The sequence below is a fragment of the Embleya sp. NPDC127516 genome (assembly GCF_044765325.1).
In the GTDB taxonomy this organism is placed as follows: Bacteria; Actinomycetota; Actinomycetes; order Streptomycetales; family Streptomycetaceae; genus Embleya.
Map to the genome: position 1 here is coordinate 357833 of NZ_JBIWJT010000001.1, position 22682 is coordinate 380514.

The window sequence follows — 22682 nt, forward strand, 5'->3', positions numbered from 1 at the left end:
CATCGACTTTCGCCGGGCCGGGGGCATGCCGCAAGGCTCCCACGTGTAACGTCTCGGCGAGGTCTGCCACCCTGGTAACACCACAAACGAGCATCAGACCGGGCACAACGGACCAAATCCGGAAGGACGGCCGTGCACATCGTCATCATGGGCTGCGGGCGCGTGGGATCCACGCTGGCCCAGACGCTCGAGGAGCTGGGGCATTCGGTGGCCGTCATCGACCGCGATCCCTCGGCGTTCCGCCGGCTGGGGTCGCACTTCTCCGGCCGCCGGATCAAGGGCATCGGTTTCGACCAGGACACCCTGCGCGAGGCCGGTATAGAAGAGGCCGGCGCGTTCGCGGCGGTCAGCAGCGGTGACAACTCGAACATCATCGCGGCGCGGGTAGCCCGCGAGACGTTCGGCGTGGAGAACGTGGCCGCGCGAATCTATGACCCTCGGCGCGCCGAGGTGTACGAACGCCTGGGCATCCCGACGGTGGCCACGGTCCGCTGGACCGCGGACCAGATGTTGCGCCGGCTGCTGCCCAGCGGCGCCGAGCCGCTGTGGCGCGACCCGTCCGGGAGCGTGCAGCTTGCCGAGGTGCACGTGAACTCGACGTGGGTGGGTCACCGGATCACCCGGCTCGAACAGGCGTCGGGCGCGCGCGTCGCTTTCATCACCCGTTTGGGCGAAGGCATCCTGCCGACCTCCGAGAGCGTGATCCAGGAGGGCGACCTCGTGCACGTGGTCATGCACCAGGCGGATGTGGCCGCCGTCGAGGCGGCCTTCGAGAAAGCGCCGGAGGAGAGCTGATGCGGGTCGCAATCGCGGGCGCGGGTGCGGTGGGTCGCTCGATCGCGGCCGAGTTGTTGGAGAACGGCCACGAGGTCCTGCTCGTCGACAAGGCACCGGACGCCATCAAGGTGGACAGCGTGCCGCAGGCCGAGTGGCTGCTCGCCGACGCGTGTGAGATCTCCTCGCTCGACGAGGCCGCGCTGCAGCGCTGCAACGTGGTGATCGCCGCGACCGGCGACGACAAGGTCAACCTGGTCGTCTCGCTGCTGGCGAAGACCGAGTACGGCGTCCCGCGTGTGGTCGCCCGGGTGAACAACCCGAAGAACGAGTGGCTGTTCAACGAGGCGTGGGGCGTGGACGTCGCGGTGTCCACGCCGCGCCTGATGTCGGCACTGGTCGAAGAGGCGGTCAGCGTCGGCGACCTGGTCCGCCTGATGCGGTTCAGCCAGGGTGACGCCAACCTGGTCGAGCTGACCCTTCCGGGCGACGCCGCCCTCGTCGGCACGCGCGTCGGTGACGTGGCGTGGCCCGAGGACACGGCGCTCGTGACGATCATCCGCGAGGGCCGGGTGCTGGTACCCGGCAAGGACGACTCGCTCGAGGCCGGCGACGAACTCTTGTTCGTCGCGGCGCCGCACCGCGAAGAGGAACTGGAGGAGCTGCTGTCGGCCTGACCGACGGCGCCCTCGAACGACGGCTCAGGCGGCGGCCAGGTCACCCATGACCTGGTCCGCCTCCTCGCTGAACGCGCGCGCGATCGGCTCCCTGCCGTACGGGCGCAGCCGCCTGCGGAAGTCCGCGAGGAAGTCGTTGCACTGCGCGGAGGACAGATTGCCCGCGATCCGCAACGCGTCGGTGGCCTTGAGACACGCCGCGTCCAGGTCGCCCTGGGCCAGGTGCGCCGCGGCCATGAAGGTGGTGTCCTGCGCACACCGGCGGGACGCGCCCGCTCGGCGCAGTTTGATCGACTCGCCCGCGAAGCCGTGGATCTTCTCCGGCAGGCCGAGGTCGCGATGGCTGTGCGCGAACTCGTGCTGGAGTTCCGACTCGTCGAAGTAGTTGCACCACGACGGGTCGTCCTCGATCGCGCCGGCCGCGTCCAGATGCCGCTCGGCGACCCCCATCGCCCGCTCGCACGCGCGCCGGTCGCCCATCGCCGCGTAGCCGCGCGCCTCCATCGCGGCCACGATCGCCCGCGCCCGTGGACCCAGCTTGTCGCCGGCCCCCTGATCGGCGGCCCGGGCCAGTTGCACCGCCTCCCAGCCGTGCCCCAGGTACACCGCCTGGCAGGCCATGTTGGCCATCACGTACGCCCCGTACGCCGGGTCGTCGGCCGCCTGCGCGAGCCGCAGCGCCTGGATGTGGTAGCGCTGGGCGAGCGCGTGCCGGCCGGAATCGAACGACAACCAGCCCGCCAGTTCGGTGAGTTCGGCGACCGCGCGGAACAACCGGCGACCCACTTCCTCGCCGTAGGAGCCGGCCAGCTTGGTGCGCGCGACGCCGTTGAGGTGGTTGACCACGGTGTCCCGCAGATCCCCGCCGCCTTGCGCGCGGTCGAGTCGACGAAAGGCCAGGACGGTCTGGTGGATGCGTAGTACGTCCGCGTCGCGCACGGTGGTGGGCCCGTGCGAGGTGAGTCTCTCGGGCTCACCCTCGGCCCGGGACGCGGTCGACCAGAACAACGCGGGAGCGGCGAACGCCCCCACGCCGAAGGCCGTGTTGGCCAGGAAAGTACGGCGGTTCATGTCTCTCTCCGACAATTCGGCCACGGCGTGTCTGACTTCGGCCGCGGTCCGGGCGACGTTCAGCCCGTCGAAGGAGTCGGGGGTCGGTGGCCGCCGGTCGCACAGCCCGAGGTCCGCGACCGTGAGTTCGCATCCCAGCCGTCGTCCGAGGGCCTCGGCCAACAGTTCGGGAATCGGCCAGCGCGGCTGGGCGCCTTCCAGCCAACGAGCCACCGAGGTGTGGCTGCACCCGAGGTGCAGGCCGCGCCGTTCGGCGACCGTGTTGACCCAGCGGGCCAGTTCGCGCCGGGAGAAACCGGCTTCCGCTACCAATGCGATGAGGTCACCGTTTCCGGCCACCATCCCCGCCTCCTTCGTCCACTGGAGGTCTAACGGGGACGCTAATGGCCCAGTTACGGGATCATGCGGGAACGGCTGATTGGACCGCACCTGGCCCAAATTCTCCGGAATCGACCGGGATGTGGTGCTCGAATGATCACTCCGATGATCAACTCGCGACCGCACCCGGCGCACGCCACACGGCTGCCCGGCACACGCCACACGGCTCGAATCATCGGTCGTCCCATGAACCGGAGCCCCTGTCGCGCCGCAAAGACACGGATCCGATCGCCGGCGCGGAGCCACCTCTCGGTCGGCCCACGCCCGCCCCCGGGCCGCCCGACCCGCACCGGAACCGCGCAGGAGCCGCACCGGAACGCGAACCGCGCCCGCACCGCTCAATCCGCGACGCGGTCTTCCCGCCGCTCGTCGCGCTGCTCGACCACCGCCGACGCACCGCCGTCCACCGCGCCGCCACCCGCCGCGGACCGCTCGCCGACACCGTCCCCGTCGACCTCGTCGTCGTCGTCCTCGTCGACGACCCGCACCGGCGGCGGCGCCTTCGACATGATCAGCCAGGTGATGTAACAGACCACCAGGAACGGCGGCACGCCCAACGCGACCTTCGCGATGCCCAGCGCGGTGACGTTGCCGGACCAGTAGATCGGGATCTGGATCACGATCCGCAGCACGAACATGACGAACCAGACCCAGGTGGCCTTGCGGTACGCCGCGTACCGGCCCGGGTTCTGCCGCCAGGTGAAGTTCTCGCCCAGCGCCGGGCCGAGCACCACGCCGATGATCGGCCAGCGCACCAGGAGCGAGATCAGGTACGCGAGCGCGTAGCCGCCGGACAGCAGCATTCCGAACGCGTAGAAGTTCTCCGCCTTGCCGGACTTGACCGCGATCCAGCCGGCCAGCGCGACACCCAGGAAGCCACCGAGCGCGTGTTGCAGGGTCTCGCGACGCGCGATCCGCACCACGGCGAACGCCAGCGCGACGCCGCCCGCGGTCATCGCCGAGGTCCAGGTGGAGCGGCTGATCGTGTAGGCGATCACGAAGACCAGCCCCGGCACGGTCATGTCGATCATGCCGCGCACGCCACCGAAGGCGGCGATCATCGAGGCCGCGCTGTCGGTGGGGGCAGGCTGCTCGGCGGCCGAGTCGGAGGCGGGCTCTTCCATGTGGGCGGTCACTCGTTCACTCTCGGCCGACGGGGCGCAGCTCGTACCTGGGGTTGAACAGGACAGGCCGCCCCTGAGTGGTGCTCACCCGCCCGTGGGCGACCAACTGCCGCCCCGGCTCTATCCCGGCTATCCGCCGCCGACCGAGCCAGACCACCGACAACGCGGCCGAGCCGTCGTACAACTCGGCCTCCAACGCGGGCACGCCCGCTCGCGGCCGAAACGTCACCGTCCGCAGCGTGCCGCCGACCGTGATCAGATCCCGCTCGACCACGTCCACGATCTTGGTACAGCCGAGCCGCTGGGTGTCGTGCAGCAGCTCCTCGGCGTGCAATTCCTCATGGGTCGACGTCCACCGATCCAGCATTCGCCGCAATCGCCCGGACCGACGCTCCACCCCGGCTGCGCTACCACTCATGCCGGCAAGGGTACCGCCTAACCCACCGCCTCCCGCTGCCCGAAATCACCCGCCGACGGGCCCGACCCGCTCGGCCGAACCGACACCGGGACCGCACGCGGGCACAACGGACGCGCTAACCCTCGAACCGATACCCCATCCCCGGCTCGGTGAGCAGATGCCGCGGATGCGAAGGGTCGTGTTCCAGCTTGCGCCGCAACTGCGCCATGTAGACCCGCAGGTAGTTCGTCTCCGTCCCGTACTGCGGCCCCCACACCTCCTGCAGCAGCGCCCGCTGGCTGACCAACCGGCCCGCGTGCCGGACCAGCACCTCCAGCAGATGCCACTCGGTCGGCGTAAGCCGCACGTCGGCGCCGTCCCGGGAGACCCGCTTGGCCGCGAGGTCCACCGTGAACGAGTCGGTCACCACGACCGGCGCCTCCTCCTCGGGCACCGCACGCCGCACCGCCGCCCGCAGCCGCGCGAGCAACTCGTCCATCCCGAACGGCTTGGTCACGTAGTCGTCCGCGCCCGCGTCCAGCGCGGCCACCTTCTCCGCCGACGCGTGCCGCGCGGACAACACGATGATCGGGATCCGGGTCCAGCCGCGCAGTCCCTTGATCACCTCGACCCCGTCGATGTCCGGCAGGCCCAGGTCCAGCAGCACCACGTCCGGATGCCGGTCGGCGGCGGCGGTCAGCGCCGCCGTACCGTCCCCCGCGGTGTCCACGTCGTAGCCTCGTGCCTTGAGGTTGATGGCCAGGGCCCGCACGATCTGTGGCTCGTCGTCGACGACCAGGACCCGTGTCATCGTTGTTCCTCCAAAGTGGTTCGTTCCTCGGCCGCAGGGGTTCGCCCCTCGACCGCGCCCGCGGTGGGCGACCCGGCCGTCCGCAGCGCCAGCACCATCGTCAGCCCGCCGCCGGGGGTGTCCTCGGCCATCAACGTGCCGTCCATGGCCTCGGCGAAACCGCGCGCGACGGCCAGGCCGAGTCCCACCCCATTGCCCTTCGGCGCGTCGCCCAAGCGTTGGAACGGCTCGAAGATCCGCTCCTTGGACTCGTCCGGCACACCCGGGCCGCGATCGGCGACCCGCAGCTCGACCAGACCCTTGAGCGCTCCCGCCGACACGTGCACCCGGCGGCCCTCGGGGTTGTGCTTGACCGCGTTCTCGATCACGTTGGCCAGCACCCGCTCCAGCAGCCCCGCGTCCGCGCACACCGCGGGCAGCGTCTCGGGGATGTCCAGCGCCACCCGGTCCTCGGCGACACCGGCCAGCGCGCCCGGCACCACCTCGTCCAGGCCGATGTCGCCCATCAGCGGGGTCACCGTCCCGGTCTGCAGCCGGCTCATGTCCAGCAGATTCCCGATCAGCGTGTCCAACCGGTCCGCGCCGAACTCGATCGCCGCCAACAGCTCGGCCTCGTCCTCCTCCGACCAGCTCACATCCTCGGCCCGCAGGCTGGACACACTGGCCTTGATCGTGGCCAGCGGCGTGCGCAGGTCGTGCGAGACCGCCGCCAGCAGCGCGGTGCGGATCCGGTTGCCCTCCTTGAGCCGGCGCGCCTGGGCCGCCTCGGCGACCAACTGCCGCCGCTCCAGCACCACCGCGGCCTGCGCGGCGAACGCGCCGAGCACCCGACGGTCCTCGGCGGGCAACACCCGGCCCGACAACGCCAACGCCAACGAGTCGGACACCGGCACGTCCACGTCCGCGTCCTCGGGCCGGACCGCCGGATGCGGCCCCACACTGCCCACGCACATCCACGGGCTGTGGTGCTCCTCGCGCTGGAGCAGCGCCACCGACTCCATCGCGAACGTCTCGCGCACCCGGTCCAACAACGCCGGCAGCGCCTGCTCGCCGCGCAGCACGCTGCCCGCCAAAAAGCTCAGCGTCTGCGCCTCGGCCTGACTTCGCGCGGCCTGATGAGTGCGTCTGGCCGCCAGGTCCACCACCGAGGCCACCGACAGCGCGACCAGCACGAAGATGCCCAACGCGAGCATGTTCTCCGGGTCGTCGATGGTCAGGTTGTGCAGCGGCGGGGTGAAGTAGTAGTTGAGCAGTATCGAGGACACCACGGCGGTCAACACCGACGCCCACAGCCCGCCGATCAGCGCGACCGCGACGGTGACCGTCAGGAACAGCAACATCTCGGTGGACAGGCCGTGACTGTCACGTGTCGCGTCCAGCGTGTACGTGAGCGCGGCCGGACCGATCACCGCCACCGCCCACGACGCGATCCGCCGCCCGCGTCCCAACGGCGAACGCAGCGGGCGCAGCACCCGCCCCACACCCGCGTGCTCGTGCGTGACGATGTGCGTGTCGATGTCGCCGGACTGCGCGGCGACGGTGGCGCCCACACCCGGGCCGAACAGGTACTGCCAGGGCTTGCGCCGGCTGCTGCCCAGCACTATCTGCGTCGCGTTCACCCCGCGCGCGAAGGACAGCAGCGCGGTGGGCACGTTCTCGCCGACCACCGAGTGGAAGGTGCCGCCGAGCGATTCGACCAGCGCGCGCTGCCTGGCCAGCGCCTCGGGCGAGGCGCCGGTGAGGCCGTCGCTGCGCGAGACGTACACCGCGAGCAGCTCGCCGCCGGAGCCGCGGGTGGCGATCCGCGCCGCCCGGCGCAGCAGCGTCTCGCCCTCCGGTCCGCCGGTGAGGCCGACCACGATCCGCTCCCGCGCCGGCCAGGTCGCGTCGATCTGGTGCTCGCTGCGGTACTGCTGGAGGTATTCGTCCACTCGGTCCGCGGTCCACAGCAGCGCGAGCTCGCGCAGCGCGGTCAGGTTGCCGACCCGGAAGTAATTGGACAGCGCCGCGTCCACCTTCTCCGGCGCGTACACGTTGCCGTGCGCCATCCGCCGGCGCAGCGCCTCCGGCGCCATGTCGACCAGTTCGATCTGGTCGGCCCGGCGGGCCACCTCGTCCGGCACGGTCTCGCGCTGCGGGACGCCGGTGATCGACTCGACCACGTCGTTGAGCGATTCGAGGTGCTGCACGTTGACCGTGGAGATCACGTCGATGCCGGCGTCGAGGATCTCCTCGATGTCCTGCCAGCGCTTCTCGTTACGCGAACCGGGCACGTTGGTGTGCGCCAGTTCGTCCACGAGGGCGATCCTGGGTCGCCGCGCGATGACGGCGTCCACGTCCATCTCGGTGAACGAGCCGCCTCGGTGGGTCATCTCCCGCCGGGGAACGACCTCCAGACCTACCAGTGCCTCCTCGGTGGTGGGCCGGCCGTGGCATTCCACGAAACCGACCACGACGTCGCTGCCGCGCCTGCGCCGACGTTGCCCTTCGCCCAACATCGCGTAGGTCTTGCCGACACCGGGCGCCGCACCGAGATAGATCCGGAGCTTGCCGCGTGCCATGTCACCCATTCTCTGCCGCGGGCCGGGGAGTGCCGACACCGGCACTCCCCGCCCCGTGCCCGCCATGACCGCGCCGGGGTCAGCCGGCGAGCCTGGCGAGCGCGATGTTGAGGTCGAGCACGTTCACCCGCTCCTGGCCGAGGAATCCGGCGTCGGGGCCGTCCACGTACTTGTCCACCAATGCGCGCACCTCGGCCGCGCCCGGGCCGCCGCGCTCCTTGGCCACCCGTTCGACCTGGAGCAGGGCGTACGCCTTGGAGATGTGCGGGTCCAGGCCGGATCCGCTCGCGGTGACCGCGTCCACCGGCACCTTGTCCTCGCCCACGCCGTTGAACTTGGCGACCTGCGCCTTGCGGTCGGCGATGAGCTTGACGAAGACGGGGTTCTCGGGGCCGTAGTTGGACGCGCCCGAGGCCAGGCCGTCGTAGTTGGACGCCGACGGACGCGGCTGGAACCACTTGGGGTCGGGCAGCGTGCCCACCCCCTCGGCCTGCTCGGCGGTCAGCGCGCCGCCGCCTTGCAGGTAGGTGTAGCCCTCGCCGTCCGCCGTGGCGATCACCTCGCGACCGTCCGCGTCGAACTTGCGCGCGTTGCCCTGCGCGTCGACCAGGTCGAACGACTGGCCGATCAGGCCGGAGCCGACGTCCCTGCCGTGCACGCTCACCATCGATCCGTCGGCCTTGTCCTTGAAGAACGCCTGCGCGACGCCGGTCATGGACAGCGGGTACAGGATGCCCAGGATCACGGTGAGCACCAGGAAGGCCCGTAGGGACGCGCCGAGGACTCGGATGCGGGTACTGAAGTTGGAGGCCATCTGAATCAACCGATTCCGGGGATGAGCGAGACGAGCAGGTCGATGAGCTTGATCCCGACGAACGGGGCGATCAGGCCGCCGAGGCCGTAGATCCGCAGGTTGCGGCCGAGCAGCTTGTCGGCCGACATCGGCCGGTAGCGCACGCCGCGCAGTGCGAGCGGGATCAGCGCGACGATGATCAGGGCGTTGAAGACGACCGCCGAGATGATCGCCGACTCGGGGGTGGCGAGCTGCATGATGTTGAGCTTGTCCAGGGGGGCGAGCGCCTCGGCGCCCTTGATGCTCGCGAACATCGCCGGGATGATCGCGAAGTACTTCGCGACGTCGTTGGCGATCGAGAACGTGGTGAGCGCGCCTCGGGTGATCAGCAATTGCTTGCCGATCTCGACGATCTCGATCAGCTTGGTCGGGTTGGAGTCGAGGTCGACCATGTTCCCGGCCTCTTTGGCGGCCGAGGTGCCGGTGTTCATCGCCACGCCGACATCCGCCTGGGCCAGCGCCGGCGCGTCGTTGGTGCCGTCGCCGGTCATCGCGACCAGCTTGCCGCCCGCCTGCTCGCGCTTGATCAGCGCGAGCTTGTCCTCGGGGGTGGCCTCGGCCAGGAAGTCGTCGACGCCGGCCTCGTCCGCGATCGCCTTGGCGGTCAGCGGGTTGTCACCGGTGATCATCACCGTCCGGATGCCCATCCGGCGCAGTTCGTCGAAGCGCTCCCGCATGCCTTCCTTGACCACGTCCTTGAGGTGGATCACGCCCAGGACCCGGACGCCGTCCACGTCCTCGACCGCGACCAGCAGGGGCGTGCCACCGGCGGCGGAGATGCCGTCGACGAGTTCGCCGGACCGGGCCGGCACGGCGCCGCCACGCTCGGCCACCCAGGCGTTGATCGCGGAAGCGGCGCCCTTGCGCACCATCCGCACGCCGTTGTCGTCGGTCAGGTCGACCCCGGACATCCTGGTCTGCGCGGTGAAGGCGATCCACTCGGCGTGCGCCAATTCGCCCTGGTGCCGCTCGCGCAGCCCGTAGCGCTCCTTGGCCAGCACCACGATCGAGCGCCCCTCGGGGGTCTCGTCCGCGAGCGAGGACAACTGCGCGGCGTCGGCCAACTCGGCCTCGGTCACCCCGTCCACCGGGACGAACTCGGACGCCTGTCGGTTGCCCAGGGTGATCGTGCCGGTCTTGTCCAACAGCAGCGTCGACACGTCGCCCGCGGCCTCGACCGCGCGCCCCGACATCGCCAGCACGTTGCGCTGGACCAGGCGGTCCATACCCGCGATGCCGATCGCGGACAGCAGCGCCCCGATGGTCGTCGGGATCAGGCAGACCAGCAGCGCGACCAGGATGATCATCGACTGCTCGGCGTGCGCGTACGTCGCGATCGGCTGCAGTGTGACGACCGCGAACAGGAAGACGATCGTCAGCGACGCGAGCAGGATGTTGAGCGCGATCTCGTTCGGCGTCTTCTGCCGGGCGGCGCCCTCGACGAGGGCGATCATCCGGTCGATGAAGGTCTTGCCGGGCTCGGTGGTGATCTTGACGACGATCCGATCGGAGAGCACCTTGGTGCCGCCGGTCACCGCCGAGCGGTCGCCGCCGGACTCGCGGATCACGGGAGCGGACTCGCCGGTGATGGCCGACTCGTCCACGCTCGCGACACCGTCGACGACGTCGCCGTCGCCGGGGATGATGTCGCCGGCCTCGCACACCACGAGGTCGCCGATGGCCAGGTCGGTGGCCGCGACCCGCTCTTCCCCGCCGCCGACCACGCGTCGGGCGAACGTGTCGGTCTTGGCCTTGCGCAGCGTGTCCGCCTGCGCCTTGCCGCGTCCTTCGGCAACAGCCTCGGCCAGGTTGGCGAACACCACGGTCAGCCAGAGCCAGATGGTGACCACCCAGGCGAACACGCTCGGGTCCTTGATCGCCATGACGGTCGTGATGACCGACCCGATCTCGACCACGAACATGACCGGGGTACGGACCATGATCCGCGGGTCGAGCTTGAGCAGGGCTCCGGGCAGCGACTTGAGCAGTCGACGGGGTTCGAACAGGCCGGCCGAGACCCGGCCGGAGCCGGTGGGGGTGTCGACGTGTTCCTCGGTGGGGCGTATCGCGGTGTCTGTCATGCCAATCCCTCGGCAAGCGGCCCGAGAGCCAGGGCGGGGAAGAAGGTGAGGCCGGTGATGATCAGGATCACGCCGACGAGTTGGCCCACGAACAGGGGCCGATGCGTCTGCAGGGTGCCCGCGCTGTCGGGGACGCTCTTTTGTTCGGCGAGTCGGCCGGCGAGGGCGAGCACGAGGCAGATCGGCACGAATCGGCCGATCAGCATGGCCAATCCGATCATCGTGTTGTAGAACTCGGTGTTCGCGCCGAGCCCGGCGAACGCGCTGCCGTTGTTGTTGGCGCCGGAGGTGAACGCGTACAGCACCTCGGAGATGCCGTGTGGCGAGTCGGAGTTGAGGATCGCCGCCTGTTCACCGGGCAGCGCGAGGGCGATGCCGGTGAAGGTCAGGATGGTGGCGGGCACCACGAGGATGTACATCGCGACCAGCTTCATCTCGCCGGCGCCGATCTTCTTGCCCAGGTATTCGGGCGTGCGGCCGACCATCAGGCCCGCCACGAAGACCGCCAGGATCGCCATGATCAGGATTCCGTACAGGCCCGATCCGACGCCGCCTGGCGTGATCTCGCCGAGCATCATGCCCAGCATGGTGATCCCGCCGCCGAGCCCGGTGAAGGACGAGTGGAACGAGTTGACCGCGCCGGTGGAGGTCATCGTGGTGGACACCGCGAAGACCGACGAGCCGGGGATGCCGAACCGCTGTTCCTTGCCCTCCATCGCACCGCCGGCCAGTTCCGGGGCGGCGCCGTTGCCGTGCGCCTCGGTCCACCACATCAGCAGGACGGCGACGAACCAGATCACGAACATCGCGGCGAGGATCGCGTAGCCCTGCTTGAGGCTGCCGACGAGGCGACCGAAGGTGCGGGGCATCGAGAACGGGATCACCAGGATCAGGAAGATCTCGAACACGTTGGTGAACGCGTTGGGATTCTCGAACGGGTGCGCCGAGTTGGCGTTGAAGAAGCCGCCGCCGTTGGTGCCGAGTTCCTTGATCACCTCCTGCGAGGCCACCGGACCGCCCGGAATGGTCTGCGTCCCGCCGGAGAGCGTCTGCACGGTGTGCGGGTCGGCCAGGTTCTGGATCGTGCCGGACGCGACCAGCACGATCGTGCCGATGATCGCGATCGGCAGCAGGATCCGGATCGAGCCGCGGATCAGGTCGACCCAGAAGTTGCCGATCTCGCCCGAGCGCACCCGGACGAAGCCGCGCACCAGCGCGATCGCCACGGCCATGCCCACGGCGGCCGACACGAAGTTCTGCACGGTCAGGCCGACCATCTGGACCGTGTGGCCCATCGCGGTCTCACCGGAGTAGGACTGCCAGTTCGTGTTCGCCGTGAAGGACGCGGCGGTGTTGAACGCCTGGTCCGGCGTGATCGGCTTCATCCCGAGGTCGAACGGCAGGTGGTCCTGGAACCGCTGGAGGGCGTACAGGCCCAGCAGCGAGAACATCGAGAACCCGAGCACGCTGCGCAGGTAGACGGTCCAGCGCTGCTCGGCGTCCGGGTCGGCGCCGATCAGCTTGTACAGGACGCGCTCACCGCGCAGGTGCCTGTCGCTGGAGTACACACGGGCCATGTAGTCGCCGAAGGGGCGATGTACCGCGGCCAGGACGGCTATCAGCAGGGACAGCTGGAGTATCCCCGCGAGCGTGACGCTCACCTAGAACCTCTCGGGGAAGATCAGGGCCAGGACCAGGTAGCCGAGCAGGGCGATGGCGACGCTCAGGCCGACGATGCCGTCCGCGTTCACAGCTTCGCCACCCCCTTGGCGATCACGACGACCAGCGCGAAGAACGCGATCGTCAGGACTACGAAGGCCAGATCAGCCATCGCGGGTGCTCCTTGGGACGGACAGGCGCTCGATCGCCCGTAAGGAGGACATTGATAGCACCTCCAAGCCGCCAAAAATCCCTATAAATAGGGCAAATCAGAAAGCGTTGGCGGCGTCCTGACGCGCCCATATGCCTTCTTGACGCGCCCTTGACATCAAGATTCGAAGCACCCGGAACCGGACACGCGCGCGGACCACCCGAAACCCGGGGCCGAACACGCGCACGGAGCGCCCGCGGCCGCGACCGGACACGCACGAAGCCCGACCCCGCCTCACGGCGGGGTCGGGCTTCGGTGTCTGGTACGGGTCTTGCGGGCAAGGTGGGAGACGCCTTCGTGGGCGCCCCCGGGGCCGGTCGCGCCCTAGCGGACCTCGGTGATCTCCGGGCCGCGCTGGAACGGGTCCAGGTCACCCGCGAAGCGGTCCTCGTCGGCGCCCTGCTGCGGCACCGCGAGCCCGCTGTTCGGATCGACCTGGGCGTTCTCCGGCAGGCGCAGCAGGATCGGGTCGCGCGGCGCCATCGGTTCGTTGCCCCGGACCACGACGGTGTCGCGGAACATGGCCTCCAGGTCGGCACCGACGTTGGGGTCCACCGCCGCCCGACCGGAGATCACGCCGCGCAGGAACCAGCGCGGCCCGTCACACCCGACGAAGCGCACCAACTGGTGGCCCTGGGTGCCGTCCGGAAGCTGGACCGGCACCTGGGCGCGCAGCTCCCAGCCCAGGCCGGCGTCCTGCTCGTCCACGATGCCACCCTGCTGGGTGATCCCGGAGGCGATCTCGGCACGCACCTCGTGCCAGATGCTCTCGTTGCGCGGAGCGGCGAAGGCCTGGAGCTGGAGACCGCTGTCCTCGAGGACCACCGTGGCCGCGATGATCAGGTCGTTGGAGACCTCGACCCGCAGCTCCATCCGCGGGTCGCTGGGGATCAGCATCCCGCCGAGGTCGATGCGCTCCTCGTGCGGGTCCTCGAGCTCGTCGAAGTCCCACGGACCGTCCGGCCGGGGCGCGGGCGGGATCGGTCGGCTCAGCTCGTCGAGGTCCGAGTCGTCGGAGCCTTGCGCGGCCCCGTCGCTCGACGCCTCGTCGGCATCGCCCTCGTCATCGATGATGTCGTCGAGGTCTTCGTGCTCCTCGACGGGCAGATCATCCTTTTCGCTGCGTCGGCGACGACCGAACACGTCACAGTCCTTCCCTGTCGGAAGCCGAGTCTTGCACGATGCCCGCGCTGCCCGCCGCGACGGCGCTCGAAACGCCCATCGCCGCGTGCCCGCCGGTGGATCCGAAGCCGCCTTCGCCGCGCCCGGAACCGGGCAGCTCGGCGACCTCGTGGAACCCCGCTCGCTCGACCCGTTGGATCACGAGTTGGGCGATTCGGTCGCCGCGACGAAAAACGACCGGCGTACGCAGGTCGTGGTTGACCACGACAACCTTGATTTCGCCACGGTATCCCGCATCGACAGTGCCCGGGGCGTTCACCAGGGATACCCCGCACCGCACCGCGAGTCCCGAGCGCGGATGCACGAACGCGGCGTACCCGTCCGGGATCGCGATGGCGATGCCCGTGGGCAGCACCATCCGCTCGCCGGGGGCGATCTCGGCGTCCTGCGCGGTGACCAGGTCCGCCCCCGCGTCGCCCGGGTGCTCGTACGCGGGCAGCGGAAGACCGGGGTCGAGCCGGCGCACCAGGATGTCCACACTCGTGCTCACGGGTTCACCTCGAACGCTCGGGCCGCCTTCATCAGGTCGGGGTTGTCCATGACGCGCTGTACGTCTTCCGCACGTCCATTGTCGACGAAGTGCGCGAGTCCGACGCTGACGAACAGCGCCGCGGCCTCGACCGCGATCGGCCCTTGCGGGGAGTCCAGCCGCCCGACCGCGCGCGAGTAGATCTTGCGGCCGGCCACCGCCTCGCACCACGCGTGGATGTACAGGGTGGACCCCACCGGCACCGGACGGCGGAAGTCCGTCTCCAGGTGCCCGGTCACCGCCGTGGTGTGCAGCATGTACCCGATCGCGCCGAGCGCCTCGTCGAACGCGCAGGTCAGCAGCCCGCCGTGGGCCAGGCCCGGGGCTCCTTGGTGCAGCGTGGTGACGGTGAACTCGGCGTCCACGGAGACGCCCTCGCCGGCGCGCGCGCGAATGCGCAGCCCGCCGGGGGCGGCCTCGCCGCAGCCGAAGCAGTCGCTGTAGTGCTCGCCCAGCTCGGTGCCGGGAGGAGGGGCGTCCGGGTGGGGCTGGGGCACCACCGCTTCCGGAGGCGGGGTCAGGGATGTTGGTCGACTCACGCCGAAGGACACTACCGTCGTTCCGACCGACACCTGCGCAGCGGCTTGGGAGCCGCGGCACCGCGGCCCGAAAGGGTCGCGGGACGGAAGGAAGCGCATGACCAAGAGCGTGGTCGTCACCGGGGCGACCGGCGGGATCGGCCTTGCCGTCGCCCTGGAGCTGGCGGGGTCCGGCTTCGACGTGATCGGCACGGCCAGGACCCAGGACCGGGCCGAGCGCCTGCGCGATGCCGCCGAGCGCGCCGAGGTGGGCGTACGCACGGTCCTGCTCGACGTCGCCGACGCCACGTCGACGGTTCGGGCCTTCACCGAGATCGCCCAGATGACCGCCGGCGGCCCGTGGGCGGTGGTCAACAACGCCGGGATCGCGCAGCCGGGGGCGATCGAGGACGTGGACGACGAGCAGATCCGCGCCCAGCTGGAGACCAACCTGATCGCGCCCGCGCGGATCGCCCGCCTGGTGCTGCCGCAGATGCGTCAACGCCGGGACGGGCGGATCGTCAACATCTCCTCCGTCTCCGGCCGGGTCTCCAACCCGTTCCTGGGCTGGTACTGCGCGAGCAAGCAGGGGCTGGCCGCGATCACCGACTCGTTGCGGATCGAGACCGCCGGGTTCGGCGTCAAGGTGGTGCTGATCGAGCCGGGCAGCTTCGGTACCGACATCTGGGAGCGCGCCATGTCCCGGCTGCCGCCGCGCAAGACGTCGGCCTACAACGACTCCTACGACCTCGCCGACGACATGGTCCGGCGGGCCAAGGCGCTGCCGGGTCCGGCCCCGGTCGCACACGCGGTGCGCACCGCGCTGAGCGTGCCGCGTCCCAGGCCGCGCTATCTGGTGGGCAACGACGCCAGGGCCGGCGCGTTGCTCGACCTGTTGGCGCCCACCGCTCTCTCGGATTACGCCAAAGGGGTGGCGACGGGCCTGCGCACACCTCCGGAGGGCGTCACCCGCGCCCTGGCCCGGCTGACCCGGCGACACGGCCCCCGCTGACCCGTGTCGGGCGCGCATGACAGGCTGGGCGCATGCAGGCGTACAGCGAACGACTCGGCGTGCCGGCCTCCTGGTGGGCCCTGACCGCCCTGATGGCCGTCTCCGGCGCACTCGTGGGGCTGGCCTTCGGGATCGTGCCGACCGTCGTGCTGGCCCTGGCCCTGGGCGCACTGGCGGCGTGGGCCACCGGCGCCTACGGCGCGGCGCGGATCACCGTCACCGAGACCGAGTTGCTGGCGGGTCGGGCCCGGATCCCGCTCACCGCGCTGGGTGCGGGGGTCGCGCTCGATCCCGAGCAGGCCCGCTCGTTGCGGATGGAGAACGCCGATCCGCGCGCGTTCATGCTGCTGCGCGCGTACATCCCGGGGGCCGCGCGGATCGAGGTCGTCGACCCGGCCGATCCCACGCCCTACCTCTATCTGTCCTCGCGCAACCCGCAACGCCTGGTCGACGTCGTGGCGGCGTTGCGCGCCCGCGCCTGATCGGCGAGGGCAGGCTCGATCCCGGCTCGAAGGAGCCGGGAGTGAGCGAATCGTCCGGCGCCGCGATGCGGCGGCGGGCGGCGGCGGCGGACAGTCAAGAACGCCCGCCGGTGAATCGGCGGACGTTCGACTTCGTACGTCCTGCGTGTGTCTTCGGTACTTCCCACGATCCGCGTCATCCACCGCGTCCCGCGTCGTGCTCCCGCGTTCAAGGACGCTCGGCGAACGTCGACGGTCCAACTCCTGCCGGTACCCGTATGGCGTGTGCAGGGTTGCCGTTCATCGCCGGTCGTCCTCGACCGCACACGATCAGGCGCAGTCGCTGCAGACCGGCTGGCCGTTCTTCTCCTTGGCGAGCTGGCTCCGGTGATGCACCAGGAAGCAGCTTGAGCACGTGAATTCGTCGGCCTGCTTCGGGACGACCCGGACGGACAGCTCCTCATTGGAGAGGTCCGCACCGGGAAGCTCGAGTGATTCGGCCTGCTCGAACTCGTCGACGTCGACCGAACCGGCCGACTTGTCCACGCGCCGAGCCTTCAGCTCCTCGATGCTGTCTTCGTTGATGTCGTCATCGGTCTTACGCGGGGTGTCGTAGTCGGTTGCCATGTACCTCTCCCCCTCCGGGTGGATCTGCGGTGCTCAGTCGTGCAGACACCGCCCGTGAACCTGCTTGGACGATGCCTTCAGCGCACGTAACGCTTGAGGGGCCGGAGTTGTGCCCGACCCGAAGCGCAGATTTTGCCTTACATCAAGGCTCGTTACGCAATCGACACCCAACCGAACCCCCAAAGAGGTGACTTGGTTGGATGGGGGGCCACTGTAACCCCGTACCGCCCTGCACAACCAGGAGGAATCGTGACGGTCTACGCGCTGGGTGATCAAATACCCAAGGTGCACCCGGATGCTTATGTGCACCCGGACGCGGTCGTGATCGGCAGCGTGGAGATCGGCGCGGATTCTACGGTGTGGCCGGGGGCCGTACTGCGCGCGGATCACGGCCGGATCGTGATCGGCGAGCGCACGTCGATCCAGGACGGATGTGTCCTGCACACGACGGCGCCGTGGCCGACGGTAGTGGGCGACGAGTGCGTGATCGGTCACATTGTGCATTTGGAGGGCTGCGTGATCGAGGATCGTTGCCTGGTCGGCAACGGCGCGGTGGTCATGCATCAGGCCGTGGTGCGCACAGGTGCCCTGGTGGGAGCGGGTGCGGTGATCGGAAATCGGCTCGAGGTGCCGTCGTACGCGATGGCCTTGGGGGTGCCGGCGAAGATTCGCGAGAACGCCGTTCCGGTCGGCGCGTTCGCGGAGACGGTGCGCAGCTATGTCGAGAACGGTCGTCGATTCCGCCGCGATCTGCGCCGGATCGACTGAGTCCACGCCCGCCGGGACGTTCACCCGGGTGTGTCGGATCGCACACGTGGGCCGCGGTTTGAACGCCCCGTTCGCCCCCGTATATAAGTGCGACACGGGGGCTGGAATATCACGGGGAGTGTCGTGCTCGAGTTGGCCGACCTGGACAAGCGATTCGGCGAGAAGGTCGTCCTCGACGGCCTGTCGCTGACCGTACAACCGGGTCAAATGTTTGGTTTCGTCGGCACCAACGGTGCCGGCAAGACCACGACCATGCGCATCGCGTTGGGCGTGTTGGCGCCGGACGCGGGGGACGTCCGCTGGCGGGGCGCGCCGGTGGACCGCGGCGTACGCCGAAGCTGGGGCTACATGCCCGAGGAACGTGGTCTGTATCCGAAGATGCGCATCCAGGACCAGTTGGTCTATCTGGCCGAACTGCACGGGATGACCCGCGCCGCCGCGCGCGCGTCGGCCGAGCGCTGGTTGAGCCGGCTCCAGGTGGCGGGCGGGCCCGCGGACCGGCTGGAGACGTTGTCGCTGGGCAACCAGCAGCGCGTGCAGTTGGCCGCGGCGCTGGTGCACGAGCCGGAGCTGCTGGTCCTGGACGAGCCGTTCTCCGGCCTCGACCCGGTCGGTGTGGACGTGATGGCCGGCGTGCTGCGCGAGCGCACCGCCGCCGGCGCCTCGGTGGTCTTCTCCAGCCACCAGCTCGAACTGGTCGAATCGTTGTGCGACGCGGTCGGGATCATCAACAACGGCCGGATGCACGCCTCGGGCACCGTGGCCGAGCTGCGCGGGGACAGCCGCGCGGTGCGCTATCGGGTGCGGCTGGCGAACGCGCCGGCGGGTTGGGCGGAGGCGCTGCCCGGCTTGAAGGTGCTCTCCTCGGAGTCGGAGGGCGACACGGTGCTGGTCGAACTGCTTCCCGGAACCAGCGAGCAGGCTCTGCTCGACGGGGCCCGGGCGGCGGGCCGGGTGCTGGCGTTCGCGCCCGCGACCCCCTCGCTCGCCGAACTCTTCCGCGAGGTCGTCAGCGGAACGGAGGTCGGCGCGTGAGCACCGGCGGCAGCACGTTTTGGTCCGCCGTGCGGCTGGTCGCGCGCCGCGAGTTCACCGAGCGCATCCGGGATCGGGGCTTCCAGATCTCGGTGGCGGTGATGCTGGCGATCCTGCTCGCGTCGGTGGCCATCCCGGCCGCGCTCGGCGGCGGGTCGGACAAGTACGACGTGGCCTTCCTCGGGCCGCAGCAGACGCAGCTCGCACAGACCGCACAGCGCCAGGCGACGCTGCTGGACGTGGACGTGCGGGTCGGCTCCGTCGCCGACCGGGCGGCGGCCGAGAAGGCACTCGCGGACGGGAAGCTGGACGCGGTCGTGGACAACGGCCGGATCCTGGTGGACAGCAAGCTGGCCGACCCGCTGGCGGCCGTGCTGCAGAGCTCTTGGGCCACCGTGGAGCGCGACCACCGGCTGGCCGCGGCGAAGATCGACCCGGACGTGGTGAACCAGGCCTCGGCGATCGCGCCGATGCCCAAGACCACCCTGGATCCGGACGCCGACCAACGCGACGCGCGCAAGGGCATCGCCTTCATCGGCACGCTCGTGCTCTACGGCATGCTCATGCTGTTCTGCATGTGGGTGGCCAGCGGCGTGGTCGAGGAGAAGTCCAGCCGGATCGTGGAGATCCTGCTCGCGACCGTGCCCGCCCGCGCGCTGTTGACCGGCAAGATCCTCGGGATCGGCCTGCTCGGCCTGCTCCAGATGCTGGTCACCGCGGTGGTCGGACTGGCCGCGGCGTCCGCGCTGGGCAGCATCGAGTTGACCGGCGCGATGGTCTACCCGGTGGCGCTGGTGCTGCTGTGGTTCGTGGTGGGCTACGCGATCTACGCGTGCATGTTCGCCGCCGCCGCGGCCCGCGTCTCCCGCCAGGAGGACCTGCAGAACGTCATCACGCCGATGACCTCGCTGCTGATCGCCTCGTTCCTGGCCGCCATCTTCCTCGGCCAGAAGGGCGGCACGCTCGCCCAGGTGCTGGCGTACGTGCCGCCGTTCTCGGCCATGCTGCAACCGGCGCTGACCGCGGCGGACGAGGTCTCCGTGGTGGAGAACCTGGCCGCCTTCGCGATCGCCCTGGTGGCCCTGGTGGCGCTGGTGCGGCTCGCGGCCCGGATGTACGAGGGCGCGGTGTTGCGGATGGGCGGCAAGGTCGGCTTCAAGGAGTCGCTCGGCAAGTCGACCCGCAAGCGTTGAACCGAGGCTTCACCGCAAACGCCCAACCGGCGCGCGCACGACAGGGCCCGCCGTCCCCCGAGGGGCGGCGGGCCTGTCGATGTTCCGCTCGGGTGCGCTCAGCGGCGGTTGGCCGCCTTGCGGGCCTCCACGGCGAGCCGGCGCTCCTCGAAGCGCACCACCTGGGAGTCCAGGCCGCCGAGGAACAGCGCGAGCTCCTCGCGGGCCTTCTCGCCCTCCGGGCCCAGGTCCGTGCGCTCCATGATCTTGAGGTGGCGCAGCACCGGCAGGATCACGTCGTTCTGGTGGATCGGCAGGTTGTACACGCCACCCACCGCAAGCTTGGCCGCCGCGCGCTCGAAGCCGCTGATCCCGTGCCCGGGCATCCGGAAGTCGGTGACCATCTCGGTGACCGCGCGCATCGCCTGGTCCGGGGCGATCTCGAAGGCGGCCTTGAGCAGGTTGCGGTAGAAGACCATGTGCAGGTTCTCGTCCGTGGCCACCTTCGCGAGCAGTTGCTCGGCGATCGGGTCGCCGCAGGTGCGACCCGAGTTGCGGTGCGAGACCCGGGTGGCCAGCTCCTGGAAGGTCACGTAGGCGATCACATGCAGCGGATTGTCCATGTGGTCGCCCTGGTAGCCGGCCTCCATGTGCTCCATCCGCGAGCGCTCCAGCGCGACCGGGTCCACCGCCCGGGCGGCCATCAGGTAGTCGCGGATCGCGATGCCGTGCCGGCCCTCCTCCGCCGTCCAGCGGTGCACCCAGGTGCCCCACGCGCCGTCGCGGCCGAACATCGCCGCGATCTCGTAGTGGTAGCTGGGCAGGTTGTCCTCGGTCAGCAGGTTCAGCGTGAGAGCTATCCGGCCGACGTCGGTGAGCCCGGACTCCTGCGGAGTCCACGCCTCGCCGCCGAGCACGCCGTCGAAGTCGCGACCGGCGCTCCACGGCACGTACTCGTGCGGGAACCACTCCTTGGCCACCGCGAGGTGGCGGTCCAGCTCGACGGCGACGACCTGCTCCAACTCACGGAGCAGGTGCTCACCGGTCGGGGCGGGGGCGAGAAGGTTCATCGGCTCTCCAGGGCATAGGCAGACAACGTCGTACAGCGGCAGACACGGAGGACGACGCTGTGCATCGCCCGCACGACGCGTCCCTACGATTCCGTAACTTACGACAGCGTAGGTTGGTTCCACCCCAAGACGGAAATGTGATCCACGACTCTCGCACGTACGTACGATCGCTTTCGGCCCCGGCGACCGCCCGCACCGGGGCGGTCGCCGCCCGGAATCAGCCCGCCGGGAAGCCGATCCGCATCATCAGACCGCCCTCTTCCCGGGGCTCGACCTCGATCCAGCCGCCGTGCGCCCGCACGATCGAGCGCACGATGGACAGCCCGAGCCCGACGCCCTTGTCGCTGGCGGTCCGCTCGGTGCGCAGCCGCCGGAACGGCTCGAACATGTTGTCCACCTCGTAGCCGGGCACCACCGGCCCGGTGTTGACCACGGTGAGCACCGCGACCCCCGCGGTGGTCTCGGTCGAGATGTCCACCGTGCCCCCGGGCCGGTTGTAGCGCACCGCGTTCTGGATCAGGTTCATCGCGACCCGCTCCAGCAGCACCCCGTTGCCCTGGAGCACGGCGGGGCCCAGCTCGTCGTCGAGCGTCACCTTGCGCTCGGCCGCCTCCGCGCCGGTCTGGTCCACCGCGCGGCGGGCCACCTCGGCCAGGTCGACCGGCTTGCGCTCGGTCAGCTCGTTGTCGCTGCGGGCCAGCAGCAGCAGGCCCTCGATCAGGCCCTCGCTGCGCTCGTTGGTGGCCAGCAACGTCTTGCCGAGCTGCTTGAGCTCGACGGACGCCTCCGGATCGCCGAGCGCGACCTCCAGCAGGGTGCGGTTGATCGCCAGCGGGGTGCGCAGTTCGTGCGACGCGTTGGCGACGAACTTGCGCTGCGACTCCAGCGAGCGATCCAGCCGGTCGAGCATGTCGTCGAAGGTGTCGGCGAGTTCCTTGAACTCGTCGTCCGGACCGTCGAGGTCGATCCGCCGGTGCAGATTGGATCCGGCCACCTCGCGGGCGATCGAGGTGATCCGCTCGAGCGGGCGCAGCACCCGGCCGGCCATCACGTAGCCGAACCCGAAGGCGATCACCGACAGCAGCAGCAGGGCCAGCAGCGACTGCTGGAGCAGCGAGTTCAGCGCGGCGTCGCGCTGGTGGATCTGCTGGATGGTCTGCCACTGCTCGAACTGGTCGGGCGTCATCGGCACGCCGTTGATGGTCATCAACGTGTTCGGCGCCAGGCTCAGATTCAGCCGGCCCTCGGTCAGGCTCTGCCGCACCAGCAGGTAGACGGTGCCCAGCAGGAGCACCCCGGCGATCAGGAACATCCCGCCGTACAGCGCGGTCAGCCGCATCTTGATGGTGGAGCGCAGCAGCGCGGGCAACTGCGAGGGGGCCATCCGCGACAACCGCGACATCTCCGCCGCGTCGTCGGCGTCGCGGCCCAGGATCAGCCGGCGTCCGCCGGTGGCCGGACGCTGGGGGTCGCGACCCGGCTCGCGCACGGGTTCGCGGTTGGGCCTGGGCGGCGCGCCCGGTGGCGCGCTGGGGCGGGGCGGCTGGGGCGGTCGGCCCGGACGGGGCGGTGGGCCGGTCTTCGCCGCCGGGTTCGGCTTCGCCGCCGGGTTCGGCTTCGCGGGCGCGGTCGAGGCGCCCGCGGCCGGCTCCGCGGATCCGGCTGCGGTACTTCCGGCTTCCGCCGGGACGGCCCGAGAGCTGTCGTTCAT

General features: G+C 70.1%; 22 protein-coding genes. 7 read left to right on the forward strand and 15 right to left on the reverse strand.

The features are described from left to right. The first annotated feature begins 132 nt into the window (after positions 1–132). Entirely contained in the window at positions 133–795 is a 663-nt protein-coding gene (locus tag ACIRL2_RS01530) for an NAD-binding protein (RefSeq protein ID WP_395859849.1), read from the forward strand. Beyond that, the gene (locus ACIRL2_RS01535) at positions 795–1451 is read left to right on the forward strand and encodes a TrkA family potassium uptake protein (protein WP_078974936.1); all 657 of its coding nucleotides are present in this window, start codon (positions 795–797) and stop codon (positions 1449–1451) included. Before ACIRL2_RS01530 ends, ACIRL2_RS01535 begins: the two co-directional genes overlap by 1 nt. Positions 1452–1475: 24 nt before the next feature. Here the strand turns inward: ACIRL2_RS01535 and ACIRL2_RS01540 are convergent, their stop codons facing one another. The 12 genes from ACIRL2_RS01540 to ACIRL2_RS01595 all read right to left on the reverse strand — a co-directional run bounded on the left by ACIRL2_RS01540 (position 1476) and on the right by ACIRL2_RS01595 (position 14847). Beyond that, positions 1476–2864 carry a hypothetical protein gene (locus ACIRL2_RS01540; RefSeq protein ID WP_402229350.1) on the reverse strand — a complete coding sequence of 463 codons (1389 nt, stop codon included), beginning with the start codon at positions 2862–2864 and terminating at the stop codon, positions 1476–1478. Between the two features lie 374 nt (positions 2865–3238). After that, a complete protein-coding gene (locus tag ACIRL2_RS01545; RefSeq protein WP_402229351.1) occupies positions 3239–4036 on the reverse strand; it encodes a DUF3159 domain-containing protein in 798 nt (265 codons plus the stop codon). Between the two features lie 4 nt (positions 4037–4040). Beyond that, positions 4041–4442, reverse strand: a complete 402-nt coding sequence (locus ACIRL2_RS01550) for an OB-fold nucleic acid binding domain-containing protein (protein WP_395859852.1) — start codon at positions 4440–4442, stop codon at positions 4041–4043. Between the two features lie 115 nt (positions 4443–4557). Continuing rightward, positions 4558–5232: a response regulator gene (locus ACIRL2_RS01555; RefSeq protein WP_078974940.1), complete on the reverse strand. Its 675-nt coding sequence runs from the start codon at positions 5230–5232 to the stop codon at positions 4558–4560. Further along, on the reverse strand, positions 5229–7793 hold the full coding sequence (locus ACIRL2_RS01560) for a DUF4118 domain-containing protein (protein WP_402229354.1): 2565 nt from the start codon (positions 7791–7793) through the stop codon (positions 5229–5231). The genes ACIRL2_RS01555 and ACIRL2_RS01560 overlap by 4 nt, the downstream gene beginning before the upstream one ends. Positions 7794–7872: 79 nt before the next feature. After that, on the reverse strand, positions 7873–8607 hold the full coding sequence (locus tag ACIRL2_RS01565) for a potassium-transporting ATPase subunit C (RefSeq protein ID WP_402229357.1): 735 nt from the start codon (positions 8605–8607) through the stop codon (positions 7873–7875). Between the two features lie 5 nt (positions 8608–8612). After that, positions 8613–10727: a potassium-transporting ATPase subunit KdpB gene (gene kdpB / locus ACIRL2_RS01570; protein WP_402229360.1), complete on the reverse strand. Its 2115-nt coding sequence runs from the start codon at positions 10725–10727 to the stop codon at positions 8613–8615. Then, the gene (kdpA, locus tag ACIRL2_RS01575; protein WP_395859856.1) at positions 10724–12388 is read right to left on the reverse strand and encodes a potassium-transporting ATPase subunit KdpA; all 1665 of its coding nucleotides are present in this window, start codon (positions 12386–12388) and stop codon (positions 10724–10726) included. Before kdpA ends, kdpB begins: the two co-directional genes overlap by 4 nt. Then, positions 12389–12478 (reverse strand): K(+)-transporting ATPase subunit F, encoded by a 90-nt coding sequence (gene kdpF / locus ACIRL2_RS01580; protein WP_391581698.1) that lies wholly within the window; start codon positions 12476–12478, stop codon positions 12389–12391. Between the two features lie 443 nt (positions 12479–12921). After that, entirely contained in the window at positions 12922–13740 is an 819-nt protein-coding gene (locus ACIRL2_RS01585) for a DUF3710 domain-containing protein (RefSeq protein WP_395859857.1), read from the reverse strand. A gap of 1 nt (position 13741) precedes the next feature. Continuing rightward, positions 13742–14269, reverse strand: coding sequence for a dUTP diphosphatase (dut, locus tag ACIRL2_RS01590; protein WP_402229364.1), 528 nt, complete (start codon positions 14267–14269; stop codon positions 13742–13744). Continuing rightward, entirely contained in the window at positions 14266–14847 is a 582-nt protein-coding gene (locus ACIRL2_RS01595) for a PaaI family thioesterase (protein WP_395859859.1), read from the reverse strand. The genes dut and ACIRL2_RS01595 overlap by 4 nt, the downstream gene beginning before the upstream one ends. Positions 14848–14944: 97 nt before the next feature. Here ACIRL2_RS01595 and ACIRL2_RS01600 point away from each other — a divergent pair, with 97 nt between their 5' ends. Together ACIRL2_RS01600 and ACIRL2_RS01605 are read left to right on the forward strand one after the other, a co-directional pair. Further along, the gene (locus tag ACIRL2_RS01600) at positions 14945–15838 is read left to right on the forward strand and encodes an SDR family oxidoreductase (protein WP_395859861.1); all 894 of its coding nucleotides are present in this window, start codon (positions 14945–14947) and stop codon (positions 15836–15838) included. Positions 15839–15870: 32 nt separating this feature from the next. Continuing rightward, the gene (locus ACIRL2_RS01605; RefSeq protein ID WP_395859862.1) at positions 15871–16320 is read left to right on the forward strand and encodes a DUF3093 domain-containing protein; all 450 of its coding nucleotides are present in this window, start codon (positions 15871–15873) and stop codon (positions 16318–16320) included. A gap of 309 nt (positions 16321–16629) precedes the next feature. Here ACIRL2_RS01605 and ACIRL2_RS01610 read toward each other — a convergent pair whose 3' ends face one another. Then, on the reverse strand, positions 16630–16926 hold the full coding sequence (locus ACIRL2_RS01610; protein ID WP_395859864.1) for a DUF4193 domain-containing protein: 297 nt from the start codon (positions 16924–16926) through the stop codon (positions 16630–16632). Positions 16927–17175: 249 nt separating this feature from the next. Here ACIRL2_RS01610 and ACIRL2_RS01615 point away from each other — a divergent pair, with 249 nt between their 5' ends. The 3 genes from ACIRL2_RS01615 to ACIRL2_RS01625 all read left to right on the forward strand — a co-directional run bounded on the left by ACIRL2_RS01615 (position 17176) and on the right by ACIRL2_RS01625 (position 19922). Then, a complete protein-coding gene (locus tag ACIRL2_RS01615) occupies positions 17176–17694 on the forward strand; it encodes a gamma carbonic anhydrase family protein (RefSeq protein WP_402229368.1) in 519 nt (172 codons plus the stop codon). Positions 17695–17817: 123 nt separating this feature from the next. Further along, a complete protein-coding gene (locus ACIRL2_RS01620) occupies positions 17818–18729 on the forward strand; it encodes an ABC transporter ATP-binding protein (protein WP_402229370.1) in 912 nt (303 codons plus the stop codon). Then, complete coding sequence (locus tag ACIRL2_RS01625; protein WP_402229372.1) at positions 18726–19922, forward strand: ABC transporter permease; 1197 nt, start codon at positions 18726–18728, stop codon at positions 19920–19922. The genes ACIRL2_RS01620 and ACIRL2_RS01625 overlap by 4 nt, the downstream gene beginning before the upstream one ends. Before the next feature lie 98 nt (positions 19923–20020). On the opposite strand, the gene ACIRL2_RS01630 is transcribed toward ACIRL2_RS01625, so the two are convergent. Then, positions 20021–20971 carry an acyl-ACP desaturase gene (locus ACIRL2_RS01630; protein WP_395859873.1) on the reverse strand — a complete coding sequence of 317 codons (951 nt, stop codon included), beginning with the start codon at positions 20969–20971 and terminating at the stop codon, positions 20021–20023. A gap of 217 nt (positions 20972–21188) precedes the next feature. After that, the gene (locus ACIRL2_RS01635) at positions 21189–22373 is read right to left on the reverse strand and encodes a sensor histidine kinase (RefSeq protein ID WP_395859939.1); all 1185 of its coding nucleotides are present in this window, start codon (positions 22371–22373) and stop codon (positions 21189–21191) included. Between the last annotated feature and the right edge of the window lie 309 nt (positions 22374–22682).